The sequence below is a fragment of the Paracoccus sp. M683 genome (genome assembly GCF_007096355.1).
In the GTDB taxonomy this organism is placed as follows: Bacteria; Pseudomonadota; Alphaproteobacteria; order Rhodobacterales; family Rhodobacteraceae; genus Paracoccus.
Map to the genome: position 1 here is coordinate 1 of NZ_VKDF01000026.1, position 13,161 is coordinate 13,161.

Below are 13,161 nucleotides of genomic sequence, written 5' to 3' on the forward strand. Positions count from 1 at the left end.
CGCTTGGCCGAGACGGCGCGCCTTCATGTCGAAGGTCTGTCGGTCGCCCTCGGTCCCGCAGTCCTGCGCCAAGACGTCTGGGAGGTTTATGACATCCTAGACCGTGCGCAGACCGCGTTTGACGGGCAACGACTGCGCCTGACCATCGTCGCGGACGAAAGAGGCCGGGTGCTGGCCGCCACCGACCCGCGTCGCGCGCCGGTGGGCGCCGAGGTCGCCGGCTTTGGCGCCGCGGCCGTGGCACCGCACCAGGTGCGGATGACGGGTGATCCAATCCTGAACGTGTCGGCACAGCTGGCGGTTCAGGGGAGGACGGTCGGCCACATCGTGACCGAACTCGACGTCACCGATCTTCTGGCCGAGCGGCGGCAAGCGGCCATCTGGCTGTTGGTTGGCAATGCTCTGGCGACCGCGCTTCTGACCTTTGCCGGGTGGCTGGCGGTAACGCGCATCCTGCGGCCGGTCGGAACGCTGGTACGCGCGATGGACGATTCCCGCGGCACACCGCGACCTGTCGGCGAGGCAGAAATACCGCGCAGCGATCCCGGCCTGTCGCGCCTGATCGATACCTATAACCGGATGACAACGGCTGTCGAGGAACGCGCCGAGGCCGAGCGGCGCCTGTCCGAGCGCGAGCGCTTCGTCAGCCTTGGGCGGTTGTCGTCATCGCTGGCGCATGAAATCAATAACCCCCTGGGGGGTCTGCTGAATGCCGCCGACACCATCCGCACCTATTCGGATCGCCCCGAAGTCGTCCGCCAATCCGCCGAATTGATGCAGCGCGGGCTGCAGCACCTCCGCGACGTGACCCGCGCCATTCTGGACCAGAACCGCCTTGATCGCGCCGGTCAGCCATTGCGACCGGAGGATTTCGAGGACCTCCGTCTGCTGTTCGAAGCCGAGGCACATCGGCGCGCGCAGATGCTGGACTGGCGGATCGAGGCGGCGGAAAAGGTGCTGGCGCAACAGCCGGCCGCGCCACTCTTACACTCAACGAAACTTTTCACAATTTGAACCGCCCCGGCTTGCCCGGAGGGACGCTAACTTTCGTTCAGCGCGGAAAGCTGAAATTGGGCTCAAAGCGGCCATTTGGGTACATGGCTTGACTGTATCTCAATTGAGATACATTCTGCCTCTGAAACAGGAGGACACCCCATGCCCGCCCAAACCTCGATGCTCCATGTCCGCGTAGACGACCAGCTCAAGGCACAAGCAACCGACGCCCTGTCCGGCGTCGGCCTGACGCTCTCAGACGCCGTGCGCATCCTGCTGACCCGGGTCGCTGCCGAGGGAGGCCTGCCCGCCGGCCTGACCACGGACCCAGCTGCCTATGACACTTGGTTCCGCGCCAAGGTTCAGGAAGCCTTGGCCGATCCCCGCCCGGCCACACCGCATGACCAAGTGATGCAGGAGGCGCGAGCCCTGATCGACGGGAAGCGCCGTGCCTGAACTCGAATGGAAGGCCCCGGCGGTGGCGGATCTGATGGCGATTGTCGATTACATCTCGGACGACAACCCAGATGCGGCCCTTGCCCTGATGGAGGAGATTCAGGGCAAGGTGGCACAGCTTCCAGCGCATCCAAAACGCTGCCGCCCCGGCAGAGTAAAGGGGACACGAGAGCTGGTGGTCCGGCCCAACTACATCGTTGTCTACGCCGAAACAGCAGCGGCGGTGACGGTGCTGCGAGTGCTTCACGCCGCGCAGATGTGGCCATGAAGGCGCTCCCGTGATAGGCCACCCCCACCAGCCCGGCCTCCGATATTCGGAGGTCTCCGGTCCGAGCTGGCTCCGCGCCCCATTCCGACCGGCCTCCATATGGGGTTCATCCCAACAAAGGTACGTAACCCACCACAGGGTTCATCCCGGCTCTGTTTCTGGGCCTGGTGGGATGAACCGCACCCGTTCGAACCGAGAATTTGAGGCTGCACCAAGGCGTGTGTGATCTGCCAAGGCCAGTGAGTTGATTTAGAGGGCCGCCTTTGCCTTATAAACCGTGCCTCGCGATATTTTCATGTCCCGCGCAATTGTGGTTGGTGCCGCCCCCTCTTTCAGTCTTCTCTGGATCTCGTCCATATCGATCTTTGGCTTGCGCCCACGGTAGACGCCCCGGACCTTCGCGGCGGCGATGCCGTCGGCCTGGCGCTCACGCCTGAGATTGGTTTCGAACTCGGCAAAGACCCCGAGCATGTCGAAGAACGCCTTGCCGGTCGCGGTCGAAGTGTCGACGGGCTGCTCCGTCGCCGCCAGATGGGCGCCTTTCTCCTTCAGCCTCGTGACAATGGCCTGCAAATCGCTGAGGCTGCGCGCCAGCCGGTCGATGCGCGTGACCACAAGCGTTTCGCCCGACTGGATGAATGTCAGGATGGCCTTCAGCTCATCACGCCCATCAAGGCTGGTTCCGCTCTTCTGCTCGGTCCTGACCACGCTGCAACCAGCCGCCTTCAGGGCGATCACCTGTGCGTCGAGGTTCTGATCTATGGTCGAGGTTCGCGCATAGCCGATCATGTAGCGGGAAGTGTTCATTTTGGGTACACCCTCGACATGATTTGTTCATTATCTCAGAACGAACCCAAAATAAACAGTAATCCGCCCGCAATCATTGTTCACACAAGTTGTCAGGCTGGGGTATACCCATAGTGACACTCGTGCAGCCTGACGTTCATAGTCGATCCGGGTCGCCAGATCGATGTCGTAGCGACCATAGGGTATGATGTGGGCGTAGATCAGCGGGGTCAGACCGCGATAATCCTCGAGCGACAGGCGGTTCTGCCAATTCCGGTCGGACAGGACCGACTGGACCGTGCGCGTGTTCACATAGACCATCGACGCCTGAACCAGTTGCAGCGCCAGGGCGGAGATTTCCTGATCGGCGATCCGGTTGGATGCAATCTCGCCGCCCTTGCCGAAGAACACAAACCCAATTCACCCTTGAAAACTGTTCCGTTAGCGTATTTTAAGAGCCGGGGTACGGGTAAAAGGATGCGTACATTGGTGATTTCGACGACCGATAGAGGGGGGGAAGCGGGCTTCAGTTGGGGAAATAGACGCTGGCTGGAGCGGTGGCTTGACTCCAGTTTTGATGGGATTCTGGGATGATTTCGATTTATGTGAACTATTTCGCGTCCGCGAAACTTCTGGAATCCAACATCATCAAACCGATTCAGGTCGGAGCGGCCAATTCGAAGCAGGATCTCGGAATCCTGAGGGACGACAGCGGTGAGAACATATCTGTTCGGAACCCCGCCTACTGCGAAATGACCGGCATTTACTGGGCTTGGAAGAACGACAGCCAATCCGATGTATTGGGCTTCCTTCACTACCGGCGATATTTTGATTTTCGTCCGGATCAACGGCGGAAGCTGAATCCTCATGGCATGATCGACCATCCCACGATGGATCGGAAGCTCATCAGTGAATATGGCCTAAGCGATGATGTCATCGAGCAGGTGATGGCCGGATTGGACATGGCAATTCCGGAGCCTTTCGATGTCCGAAGCACTGGCCCCAGAACGGTTCGTCAACACTATGAGACGGCAATCCACCATCACATTGAAGATCTGGAATTGGCCGGACGGATCGTGGATGAAATTTCGCCGCAGTATGCCCCCTATTTCGAAGCAGCGATGTCGGGCCACATCCTTTATCCGAACAACATGTTCCTGTTTCGTCGTCCGATCTTCGAAGAGTTCTGCACATGGATTTTCCCGATCCTCGAGCGCCTGGATGCGGAGATCGACACTGGTTCCTACAACTGGCAGGAAGCGCGGGCGGTGGGTTACATAGCCGAGCGCCTGTTCACCGCTTTCATCCTCGGACAAAAGGGGATGAATCCCGCGCTGAAGGTTAAGGAGCTGCGCCGCGTGTTTGTTGCATCGACCGTGCCCGATCCCTCTGAGCCGCCGATGCCAGAGACTGATCTGCCCATTATCACCGTCGTTGCCTCTAGCGATGCGGCCTATGTTCCGCATTTGGGAACGCTTATCAGCTCCACGTTCAAATCGACGACTCCGGACGTGTTTATAGACTTCATCGTTCTAGATGGCGGGATCACACCGGGGCAACGAAGGCTCTTGAACAGGATGGCCGCGCTACGGGAGCAGGCATCGCTGTCCTTTATCGATATGCGTTTTCAGCATCTAAACATTCCCGTGCACAGTTACTTTGCGCGAGCGACGTTTTTTCGCCTGAGCCTGCCGGAACTTTTGGAAAGCAGGGACAGGATCATCTTTCTGGACACCGATATGGTGGTAGTCGATGACTTGAACGAGCTGAACAAGATCGAGCTGGATGGGGCGCTGATAGCAGCAGCGCCAGATCTGGTTATGCGGGCCTTCGCTCGGATGATGGTTCCGTCCATCGACACCACTGGTTCGCTCCCTGCGGAGAAATACGTTTCGGAGTACCTGGGGCTTAAAAAGAACGGCACATCGGCCTTCGAGAGTTATTTTCAGGCCGGCACCTTGGTGATGGATCTGGACGGGTTGCGCAGATCGGGGTTGTTGCGGGAGGCCGTCGAAGATCTGGCAGCGAGGGTCTACTGGTTTCTAGATCAGGACATCCTGAACAAGTACCTGTTTGGGAAAGTGAAGTTTATCGACAACCGGTGGAATGCCCTATGGATGGACGATGTCCATGCCGAGTCGTTGAAACCCGAGGATAACCTGCCCTATCGTGCCTCTCTGGACAATCCTGCGGTCATTCACTTTGCCGGAGCCGGAAAACCTTGGTTGAATGCCGCTAATCCGCTGTCGCATTACTATTGGGAATTCCTGCGGGAAACCCCCTGGTACGAGACCCTCCTGTTTAGTTTTCTGGATAATCGATACGCGCGCCCGAGCACCGTGCCGGTCCCCCAGCCCTTCGTGCGGCAAGCCCTGCGAAGGGTTGGCACATCGGTTTGGCATACGTTGCCTCCCCGATTGAAAGCGACGATCTGGCCCTTCGCGCTTCGCGTTAAACGGGCCATCGGGTAGTGGCCTTGGCAATCAGTGGATCGCATATGCTTGCAGAGACTGATGCACGCGGCCGTATTCTCGGCATTGGGGCTGGTTTTACCTGCGCCGTGATCGGTAGGGAACTGGCCGAGGCCGGCTACCACGTGGATATCGTGGAGTCGCGCCCTTATGTTGCGGGCAACTGCTACACGGAAGTTGACGAACGGACCGGGATCACGTTGCACAAACATGGTCCGCACATCTTTCATACCGACAATGAGGAGGTCTGGGGCTATGTGAACCGATTCGCCGCGTTCCGCCCCTACCAGACCCAGGTGAAGGCGACGACGGGCGGACGGGTGTTCAGCCTACCGATCAACCTGCTCACCATCAACCAGTTCTTCAACACTACATTCAGTCCGGCCGAGGCCGAGGCGTTCATCGCGGAGCGCTCTAACCGGTCCATCGACGAGGTGCGCAGCTTCGAAGATCAGGCGCTGCGGTTCCTCGGCCCCGAACTCTACGAGGCCTTTTTCAAGGGTTATCCAATCAAACAATGGGGGATGCACCCCAGCGAGTTACCGGCTTCGGTGCTGAAGCGTTTGCCGGTGCGTTTCAACTATAACGACAACTACTTCAATCATCGCCACCAGGGCATTCCAGCGGAAGGCTATACCGTTCTGGTCAAGCGCATCCTCGATCACCCGGGCATCTCGGTGACTCTGGGCCGCAGGGTGACGCCCGGTGACCTAGAAGGATACGATCATGTGTTCTGCTCCGGGCCGATCGACGCATGGCTTGACTATGAACTCGGGCAGTTGGGGTATCGCACGCTCGATTTCGAAGCCAGTTACCACAAAGGCGACTTCCAGGGCTGTGCCGTGATGAGCTATCCTGATGTGTCGGTACCCTTCACCCGGATCACCGAACACAAGCATTTCACCCCATGGGACATCTTCGAAGAGACGGTGGTGTTCCACGAATACAGCCGTTTCTGCCAGAAGGAGGATATCCCTTATTATCCGATCCGGCTGGTGAACGAGACCAACATGCTGCGAAAATATGTGGATTATGCCAAAACCCAGAGCGGGATCAGTTTTGTGGGGCGGCTTGGAAGCTACAAATACATGGATATGGACGTGACCATCGCCGAGGCGCTGGATGCGGCCAAGGCTTTTCTCGACCTCCGCGAGAGGGGACAACCGATCCCCGCTTTCTTTTCTTCTCCGCTTTGAAGTATCCCGGCTGCAATCAGATTGGAGATAGTATTGATTACGGTTCCTACATCGCCGCGCTGCCTAATTCTGGGAGCTTCCGGTTTCATCGGACGGCACCTCGTTCGCAGAATGGCAGATCAAGGGCTGGCCGTTCGTGCGATGTCACGTTCGCGTGAACCATCGTTCGAAAGCCCTCATGTCGAGTGGATTGCCGGCAATCCTCTGGACCCGGAAGCGGTGGGCGCTGTACTAGAGGGCTGCGAGTCCTGCGTTCAACTGGTGACGACAACGAAACCGGGCACCGCCAACGGGAACATGTCCTACGACATCAGTTCCAACCTGATCAACAACGTCAGGATCATGCAAAAGCTGGGCCAGCAACCGGACATGAAATTTGTCTATCTGTCCTCGGGCGGTACGGTCTACGGCAATCCGCTATACGTGCCGATCAAGGAGGCCCACCCCACCGAGCCATTCTCCTCCTACGGAATTACCAAGCTTGCGATCGAAAAATACATCCAGATGTTCGTTAGGCTGAACAGGTTCAAGGCGAGTATCCTGCGCGTGTCCAACCCGTTCGGTGAGTTTCAGTCATTCACGGACGGACAAGGGGTAGTGCCGACCTTTCTCTGGAAGGTTTTGAACAGAGAAGCGATCGAAATCTGGGGAGATGGGCTGGCGGTCCGCGACTACATCTACGTTGGTGATGTCTGTGATGCGATCATCGCGGCGCTGGGGTATCGCGGAGACAAGGTAGTGTTCAACATCGGCTTCGGGAGAGGGTTGAGCGTGCTCGAAATTCTCAAAGGAATCGAGGAGACCGTCGGTTTTTCGACCGAAGTGAAGCATCTCGACGCGCGCCCCACGGATGTGCAGGTCAGCGTACTGGACAACACCCTGGCGTTTGAAGAACTGGGGTGGACGCCTCAGACGTCCTTCTATGAGGGGCTGGAACGCACGGCACGCTGGATTGAAAGGCGCTGGTGCTCGGGCAGCGAACTCAGCATCCAACCGAAACAGAGAGAACAGCAGTTCTGAGCATGCGGAGCGAGACTCGGCTGACCACCGGGGCATCAACCTGCGGGGGCTTGAAAATCCACCCCAGAATGCGACGCTACATCATCGGGATCTCATGAAAGAAGTCATCCTCCACGTCGGCTTTGCCAAGACCGCCTCAACCGGCATCCAGAGCACTTTGGCGTGCAACCGCGATACGCTGGCCAAGTCTGGGATCTCTTACGCCCGCTTTAGCCTTGAGGGCAAGGAGATCACCAATCACAGCCTTGCGCTGACTTATCTGTTCACCGAACGAGGCAAGACCCACCATGTCAACGCGAAGTTGCGGCTGGACGAAACTAGGGAGCGGGCCCGTGCTCAGGCCGAACTGGAGCATGCGCTCGAGAACTCTGCCGAGAGGCTGGTGATTTCAAGCGAAACGGTTCCCTTCTTTACCAAGGCGGAGTTGGAAAACATTCGCGACTTCTTTGCAGTGCGTGGCATCAGACTTCGATTGATAGGCTTGGTGCGTCCGACGCTTGCCTTCCTGTCGAGCCTGTCCCAGCAGTTTGTCAAGACGGGTATGCCTCTGCGGGTTTCGTCGCAGAAATCACCAATGAAGCTTTGCGCCCATCTAACAAAGACCTTCCCCGACGTGGAACTTTACAGCTTTCGCGATGCATGCGCCCATGAATCCGGGCCTGTGGGGTTCTTTTTAGATAAAATCGGCGCGGAACTGCCGGGGTTGGACGTGGATGTGGTGAGCAATGCGGCCTGGTCTGACAATGCGATCCGCCTCTGCTCCTACCTCAATACCCATGCGCCCGTCGGCTCTGCAGGCGTCCTGAACCCGTTGCGGGAGAACCGTGACATCATCGGATTTTCCCTGATCGGCGGGCCGCGATTTGCCTTGACCAAGAACGAACTCGACATTGCCAGTCTGGAACACGAGATTGAATGGCTGGTGGAGCGCTACGGAGAGGGGTTCTTTGAAGACCTTTCAGGCTTTGCTACGGAGCCGGCGGAATGGCAGCAGCAGCAGATCAGGCAGGCGGCCAATATAGCGCAGAATATCCCGCTCCATCTTGTGCCGCTGATTCATAGCTATTTCACGACCACCGCACGCCTTGGTCAGGGAGTCGGCATTAAACCCATCGCGGAAATGGCCAAGAAGCGATTTTTCGGGGCTTACAGCATCGCCAAACACGATTGAATCAGCGGGACCCCGAAGACCTCTCGATGATCTGCGATGAACGCGATCATTTCCGGAACGGGCGGTCGAGCTCCGCCTGCGCGAAATACGCACTCGCTTTCTTCAGGATCTCGTTGGCCGTCCGAAGCTCGCGCACCTCGCGCTCCAGGGCCTTGATCCGGGCCTTCAAAGGATCTGCGGACCCGCTTCAAGCCAACGGTTGTTGGCTTCTCTTTCTGCCACCCTACAGTCTGAATTTGAACCCGATCGAATGCCTTGCCCTGTTTCCCTGCCGCGACATTGCTTCGGTCAGGTGGGAGGGGTGAGCGTCGGCTCCAGTCCGAACGCGTTGCGGAGCTCGTAATCGGCGGCGTAGCGCTCGCGGACACGTTCAAAGAGTCTCGCGTTGTAGAATGCCGATTGTGGGGGGAATTTTCGCGCAACTCGGAAGAAGCTCGCGATATCGTTGCCGTCGACCCGCGAGAGATCGCGCTCGATGATGATGTCCGACTTGGTCGCATGCGGCGCGAAATCGCGTAGCTCGATTTTCGACAAGATCGGGTTCTCCAGCCAGCCAGCCCGCATGTTTTTCATGTCTAGGACGATCTGAGGATCGGCGCCATCAAGGTGGTGGGTCTGGCTCTGCCAGTGTTGATCCAAGGCATTGTCCTGCCGCGCACAAACGAACTTCACGAACTCGGCAAAGGTGATCGAAGCCAATGGATCTGTGCGTTCCGTTTCGCGCTGGTGCTTCCAGACCGCATCCAGCAACTTGCCGGCAAAGGGTTCCCGTTTGCTCGGGATGACCAGCTTGTTGAGATAGGCGGAGACGAGGCGTTCGTAGGGGTCTCGCAGAACGGCCAGCAGCGGCCATCCTTCGCTGCCCGCAACAGGCTGGCGGAAATGGTGATCGAACTGGTGAGGGCTGCGATCCTGAACGATTGCGTGACCTAGTGAATTGATGACGGTCGAGCAAGCGTTCTTTGGAATCTTGGCATAACGAACTTGGTGTTCCGAGAAGTAGAGTAACATGGGTGTCTCGATAGTTGTTTATGTTATCTAGCTCAACGGGCCTGTGGACGCCAGTTCTAAAAATCCGCGGTGACACGCTCTGGGGCCGATGAACGAATGTCTTTCACGGCTTTATCGGCTCCGGCGTTGATTTCGTTGTTAAGGTTTTCTTGCTCGTCTTCGCTCCATAAATGCTGCGACGGCGCAAGAAACCCTCCGTCACGCAGTCTGCTTAATCTGTCCCATAGGCGCTGACGTCAGACACCCTGCTGTCACCGTCCTTTCTCATAGCTGTCGGGATCAGATCGGCCGGTGGGATGCCATCAGGACATGATCCCGAATGAACCCGGTTCTCCGAACAACCGTGGTGTCCGGCGCAGCCCTCGTAATCGCCGTTGCGGCCTTGTCGCTTGCACGATTATCGATCGGGCGGCACCAACGTCCTTGATCTTGCCATGCCCTGTTCAAGCCTGCGAGCGGTCATCATGCCCCTGCCCGGGTTTCGATTCCGGATGACTACCAGGGCCAGCTCTTCGCAACCATCCGCCAGACAGATGCGCGCGGCACCCCGCGCACCCCTGCCCTTCCCTGGCGGACTGCAAACAAAAAAACGGCTTTCACCAAGGTGAACCTTCCGTTTTTTGGTTTGCTTGCATCGCTGGCCCTGTCGATCCGTTTCCATCGAAACCCTCAAAGCAGGAGCATAAGATGAGAACCTTCGCGAAACATTTCACCCAAGGCTATGTCGGCAAGATCAAGGAAGTCGGCACCACCCTGAAAATCTCCATCAGCAGCAGCTATCGGCAGCGCAACCAGAATGGCGATTACGAGGACCGCACCTACTGGAACACCGTCACGGTCTTCGACGAAAAGCGGATGAAGTTCATTCGGGCTTATGTCCACGAAGGCGATCTGGTCCAGGCCGAAGGCATGATCCGCGAAGACAGCTACGAGAAGGACGGCGAACCCGTCTACACCACCCTGCTGGTCGCCCAGGACTTCCAGCTTCTGTCCACCAAGGCGCAGCGTGACGCCTGGCGTGCAGCCAACCCGCAAGAATGACCCCGAGGGGCGGCGCAAGCCGCCCTTCACCATTCCATCCGGTCGCTCACGCGACGGCCTTACGGTCATAAGATCTACGGAGGCCCGCTTTGGCGGGCCACGATCTGAAAATGGCCGGCACGGGGGATCGACCGGGCAGGCCCGGCTCACCCCCATCCCGACGATCTTCCTGTTCGTGTTGTCCGCCACGCATCCCTGCGTCTGCCGGTCAAGGGGCCAGCGCCGCGCAAGCGCGTCGTCGTCCAGGCGGGCCGTGTCCTCGCGCGTGCCGCGCTGCGGGCCGCACCACCCCGCCTTCCCGACCCCGTGACAGCCAGCCCCAGGGCCGCGGGCAGGGCTGCGCCCTTCCCGCTTTGCCGTCCGAAAGGCACGGGGCCTTTCGACAGCAAAGAGGAAAGGCTTCGCCCATCGGCGGAAGGGGCGACAGACCCCACCGCATCACCACAAAGGAGACCCAAATGGGTTACAATTTCAGCCGTTTCACTCGTGGCATCGCACCCGGTTCGCGCATCTTCGCCGCTGATGGCGAACCCTTGAGCAATGACATGCTGCGCGCGGCGGTCCCGTCGATCTTCGCGACCGAGGCGCACGAAAGCCGCAGCGCCCGCTTTGCGCCTGTCCCGACCGTCACCGTTCTGGACGGCTTGCGCGCCGAAGGCTTTGAACCGTTCAGCGCCGTGCAGGCCCGCACCCGCGCCGAAGGCTTTGAACCGTTCAGCGCCGTGCAGGCCCGCACCCGCGTTGAAGGCAAAGCCGAGTTTACCAAGCACATGGTCAGGCTTCGCCATCGCTCGCTGACCAACACCACCGGCGACAGCTTTGAAATCGTGCTGGTCAATGCCAATGACGGCACCAGCGCCTATCAGATGATCCCCGGCTTTTTCCGGTTCGTTTGCGAAAATGGACTGATGACCGGCGAGACCTTCAGCGAGGTCAAGGTCCGTCATTCCGGCAATGCCATCGGAGAGGTGATCGAGGGCGCCTATCGCGTCCTTGAGGACGCACCGCTTGTCGCGGAGCAGGTTGCAAGCTGGAAGGCCATCACCTTGCAGGATGGCGAGCGTCTGGCCCTCGCCGAAAGCGCCCACATCCTGCGCTTTCCAAAGGCTGATCAGGATGGCGAGGCCCCTGCCCCGGTTCAGCCCGAGGCGCTGTTGCGGCCGCGCCGTTCTGCTGACCGCGCCACCGATCTTTGGACGGCGTTCAACGTCGTGCAGGAAAATACTCTCAAGGGTGGTCTGACTGGACGTGTTCGAAACGCGGAGGGCCGCTTGCAGCGCCGCACCACCCGCGAAGTCGCCGGGATCGACCAGAACCGCAGCCTGAATCGCGCTTTGTGGCTGCTGACGCAACGCATGGCCGAACTGAAAAGCGCCTGAATCACCGGCGGGCCGGTGACGGCCTGCCGCACCCTTCAATGCCGGGCGGGTCTGGTCTTGCCCGGCATCCCCTGCCCCTGAATGATAATGGATCATTGCCATGGCACATCCTGCCGTGAAGGAATTTGTGCGCGCCCTGGGTGAGATTGATCGCTCGAAGCGCCGCACCGAGGTTTTCGCCGATTTCTGCGAGATGGCCTATTGCGCCCTGGCGAAACCGGCCCAACCACACACCGATCAGCGCGACGCGCTGGAGGCACAATATATGCAGGCTGTCGCGCGCTATCGAAGCAAGGATGATGTGCGCAGGATGCCAGCCATGATGGGGCTGGCCATGAAAACCATCGCCGGCGGCGGCGTTGATTTCATGGGCCAGGTCGCGGCCGAGATCGGTGCGCTGGACGCCGGCTTGGGGCAGTTTTTCACCCCATATGAGGTCAGCCGCCTGATGGCTGAAATGAATCTTGGCGATGCCGCCTCGATTGTCGCGGCAAAGGGCTTCATCACCCTTTGCGAGCCTGCCGCCGGTGCCGGCGGCATGATGCTCGCGGCAGCTGATACGCTCGAACGTCTGAACGTCGATCTATCGGATGTCTGGATGGAGGGGACCGAACTGTCGCGCCGCACCTTCCACATGCTCTATGTCCAGGTGGCGGCGCGTGGCATCGCGGGGCGAATGATCTGCGGTAATTCGCTGTCAGGTGAAACCTTCGCCCACGCCTTCACACCCGCCGCCGCGTCCTTTGTCGCGCTGCACGGACATCCTTTCGCCGGCCAGATCGCCGCGGCACAGGCCGAGGCCCGCGCCGCAGAGAAGAAGGCCGCCATGATTGCCATGCTGGAACAGCAACACCTGGCCGCCGCTGAATAGATTATCCTTGTGGTGAGGATTGACCTGGCCGCCCTTCGGGGCGGCCCTTTTTGTCCACTGAACAGCCCGCGCGATCAGATCGGTTCGGACAAGTGCTATGGGCCGGCACGGGCTGCAAGCGAGACGCCATGTGTGGATGCCCCGTTTAATGCAAGTCGGTTGTTTGCTCGCTGGCGGAGTGATCGGATGCGTTCATGTGTAAGGCCTGTGCAGCGCGGCGATTCACATGCCGCTGGCCGAGATGGAGATACGCGGACCAGGTCCATATCAAGGATACGCGCTTTCAAGCGCCAAGCGTCTCACTGGTTTATCTGGTCCCGATCTGTTCGATCATTCGCCCGTCGTGCAGTGACCTCCTCACACCCCCACTTGTGCGGTCATCGCCATCAGGCGGCGACCGAACCTCGATAATCTTGATCCTTTGTCAGCATGGCCCAAATGGCTCTGGCCATCTTATTTGCCAACGCAATCGCTGCGACGAGGCGCGGCTTTCTGGCC

13 protein-coding genes, 2 pseudogenes and 1 other annotated feature are annotated in these 13,161 nt (G+C 59.1%); of the genes and pseudogenes, 10 read left to right on the top strand and 5 right to left on the bottom strand.

Annotation, left to right across the window (positions count from 1 at the left end):
- The 3 genes from FNJ84_RS20685 to FNJ84_RS20695 all read left to right on the top strand — a co-directional run.
- Positions 1-1,014: histidine kinase dimerization/phospho-acceptor domain-containing protein (locus FNJ84_RS20685; protein ID WP_143795084.1), on the top strand; the 1,014-nt coding region annotated here is incomplete at its 5' end.
- Between the two features lie 141 nt (positions 1,015-1,155).
- On the top strand, positions 1,156-1,449 hold the full coding sequence (locus FNJ84_RS20690; protein WP_101754681.1) for a type II toxin-antitoxin system RelB/DinJ family antitoxin: 294 nt from the start codon (positions 1,156-1,158) through the stop codon (positions 1,447-1,449).
- Positions 1,442-1,717, top strand: a complete 276-nt coding sequence (locus FNJ84_RS20695) for a type II toxin-antitoxin system RelE/ParE family toxin (protein WP_101754680.1) — start codon at positions 1,442-1,444, stop codon at positions 1,715-1,717. Before FNJ84_RS20690 ends, FNJ84_RS20695 begins: the two co-directional genes overlap by 8 nt.
- Before the next feature lie 249 nt (positions 1,718-1,966).
- On the opposite strand, the gene FNJ84_RS20700 is transcribed toward FNJ84_RS20695, so the two are convergent.
- Both FNJ84_RS20700 and FNJ84_RS20705 read right to left on the bottom strand, forming a co-directional pair.
- The gene (locus FNJ84_RS20700) at positions 1,967-2,524 is read right to left on the bottom strand and encodes a recombinase family protein (RefSeq protein ID WP_143795086.1); all 558 of its coding nucleotides are present in this window, start codon (positions 2,522-2,524) and stop codon (positions 1,967-1,969) included.
- Positions 2,525-2,554: 30 nt separating this feature from the next.
- Positions 2,555-2,914 carry a transposase gene (locus FNJ84_RS20705; protein WP_255471362.1) on the bottom strand — a complete coding sequence of 120 codons (360 nt, stop codon included), beginning with the start codon at positions 2,912-2,914 and terminating at the stop codon, positions 2,555-2,557.
- Between the two features lie 179 nt (positions 2,915-3,093).
- On the opposite strand from FNJ84_RS20705, the gene FNJ84_RS20710 reads away from it, so the two are divergent.
- From FNJ84_RS20710 to FNJ84_RS20725, 4 genes are all read left to right on the top strand, one after another.
- Positions 3,094-4,974, top strand: a complete 1,881-nt coding sequence (locus FNJ84_RS20710; RefSeq protein WP_143795088.1) for a DUF4422 domain-containing protein — start codon at positions 3,094-3,096, stop codon at positions 4,972-4,974.
- Positions 4,975-5,000: 26 nt separating this feature from the next.
- The gene (locus tag FNJ84_RS20715; protein WP_143795090.1) at positions 5,001-6,170 is read left to right on the top strand and encodes a UDP-galactopyranose mutase; all 1,170 of its coding nucleotides are present in this window, start codon (positions 5,001-5,003) and stop codon (positions 6,168-6,170) included.
- 33 nt (positions 6,171-6,203) lie between these two features.
- On the top strand, positions 6,204-7,190 hold the full coding sequence (locus FNJ84_RS20720) for an NAD-dependent epimerase/dehydratase family protein (protein WP_185968628.1): 987 nt from the start codon (positions 6,204-6,206) through the stop codon (positions 7,188-7,190).
- Between the two features lie 94 nt (positions 7,191-7,284).
- Positions 7,285-8,361, top strand: coding sequence for a hypothetical protein (locus tag FNJ84_RS20725; RefSeq protein WP_143795094.1), 1,077 nt, complete (start codon positions 7,285-7,287; stop codon positions 8,359-8,361).
- Positions 8,331-8,453: a sequence feature (AL1L pseudoknot), on the bottom strand. It overlaps the preceding gene by 31 nt.
- Here FNJ84_RS20725 and FNJ84_RS20730 read toward each other — a convergent pair.
- A pseudogene (locus FNJ84_RS20730) lies at positions 8,370-8,524 on the bottom strand (IS3 family transposase); the annotation flags it as partial. It overlaps the preceding feature by 84 nt.
- A gap of 125 nt (positions 8,525-8,649) precedes the next feature.
- A complete protein-coding gene (locus FNJ84_RS20735) occupies positions 8,650-9,372 on the bottom strand; it encodes a sulfotransferase family 2 domain-containing protein (protein ID WP_143795096.1) in 723 nt (240 codons plus the stop codon).
- A 687-nt stretch (positions 9,373-10,059) separates the two neighbouring features.
- On the opposite strand from FNJ84_RS20735, the gene FNJ84_RS20740 reads away from it, so the two are divergent.
- The 3 genes from FNJ84_RS20740 to FNJ84_RS20750 all read left to right on the top strand — a co-directional run bounded on the left by FNJ84_RS20740 (position 10,060) and on the right by FNJ84_RS20750 (position 12,663).
- Positions 10,060-10,413, top strand: a complete 354-nt coding sequence (locus FNJ84_RS20740; RefSeq protein ID WP_143795098.1) for a single-stranded DNA-binding protein — start codon at positions 10,060-10,062, stop codon at positions 10,411-10,413.
- 458 nt (positions 10,414-10,871) lie between these two features.
- Entirely contained in the window at positions 10,872-11,792 is a 921-nt protein-coding gene (locus FNJ84_RS20745) for a DUF932 domain-containing protein (RefSeq protein ID WP_143795100.1), read from the top strand.
- A gap of 100 nt (positions 11,793-11,892) precedes the next feature.
- The gene (locus FNJ84_RS20750; protein ID WP_143795101.1) at positions 11,893-12,663 is read left to right on the top strand and encodes an N-6 DNA methylase; all 771 of its coding nucleotides are present in this window, start codon (positions 11,893-11,895) and stop codon (positions 12,661-12,663) included.
- 386 nt (positions 12,664-13,049) lie between these two features.
- Here the strand turns inward: FNJ84_RS20750 and FNJ84_RS20755 are convergent.
- Positions 13,050-13,161, bottom strand: a pseudogene (locus tag FNJ84_RS20755) (IS110 family transposase); the annotation flags it as partial.

What these genes read in the sequence shown, in the direction of transcription:
- FNJ84_RS20745 (WP_143795100.1), top strand. Translation starts at nt 10,872, where the DNA reads ATGGGTTACAATTTCAGCCGTTTCACTCGTGGCATCGCACCCGGTTCG.
- FNJ84_RS20690 (WP_101754681.1), top strand. Translation starts at nt 1,156, where the DNA reads ATGCCCGCCCAAACCTCGATGCTCCATGTCCGCGTAGACGACCAGCTC.
- FNJ84_RS20710 (WP_143795088.1), top strand. Translation starts at nt 3,094, where the DNA reads ATGATTTCGATTTATGTGAACTATTTCGCGTCCGCGAAACTTCTGGAA.
- FNJ84_RS20735 (WP_143795096.1), bottom strand. Translation starts at nt 9,372, where the DNA reads ATGTTACTCTACTTCTCGGAACACCAAGTTCGTTATGCCAAGATTCCA.
- FNJ84_RS20750 (WP_143795101.1), top strand. Translation starts at nt 11,893, where the DNA reads ATGGCACATCCTGCCGTGAAGGAATTTGTGCGCGCCCTGGGTGAGATT.
- FNJ84_RS20715 (WP_143795090.1), top strand. Translation starts at nt 5,001, where the DNA reads ATGCTTGCAGAGACTGATGCACGCGGCCGTATTCTCGGCATTGGGGCT.
- FNJ84_RS20740 (WP_143795098.1), top strand. Translation starts at nt 10,060, where the DNA reads ATGAGAACCTTCGCGAAACATTTCACCCAAGGCTATGTCGGCAAGATC.
- FNJ84_RS20700 (WP_143795086.1), bottom strand. Translation starts at nt 2,524, where the DNA reads ATGAACACTTCCCGCTACATGATCGGCTATGCGCGAACCTCGACCATA.
- FNJ84_RS20725 (WP_143795094.1), top strand. Translation starts at nt 7,285, where the DNA reads ATGAAAGAAGTCATCCTCCACGTCGGCTTTGCCAAGACCGCCTCAACC.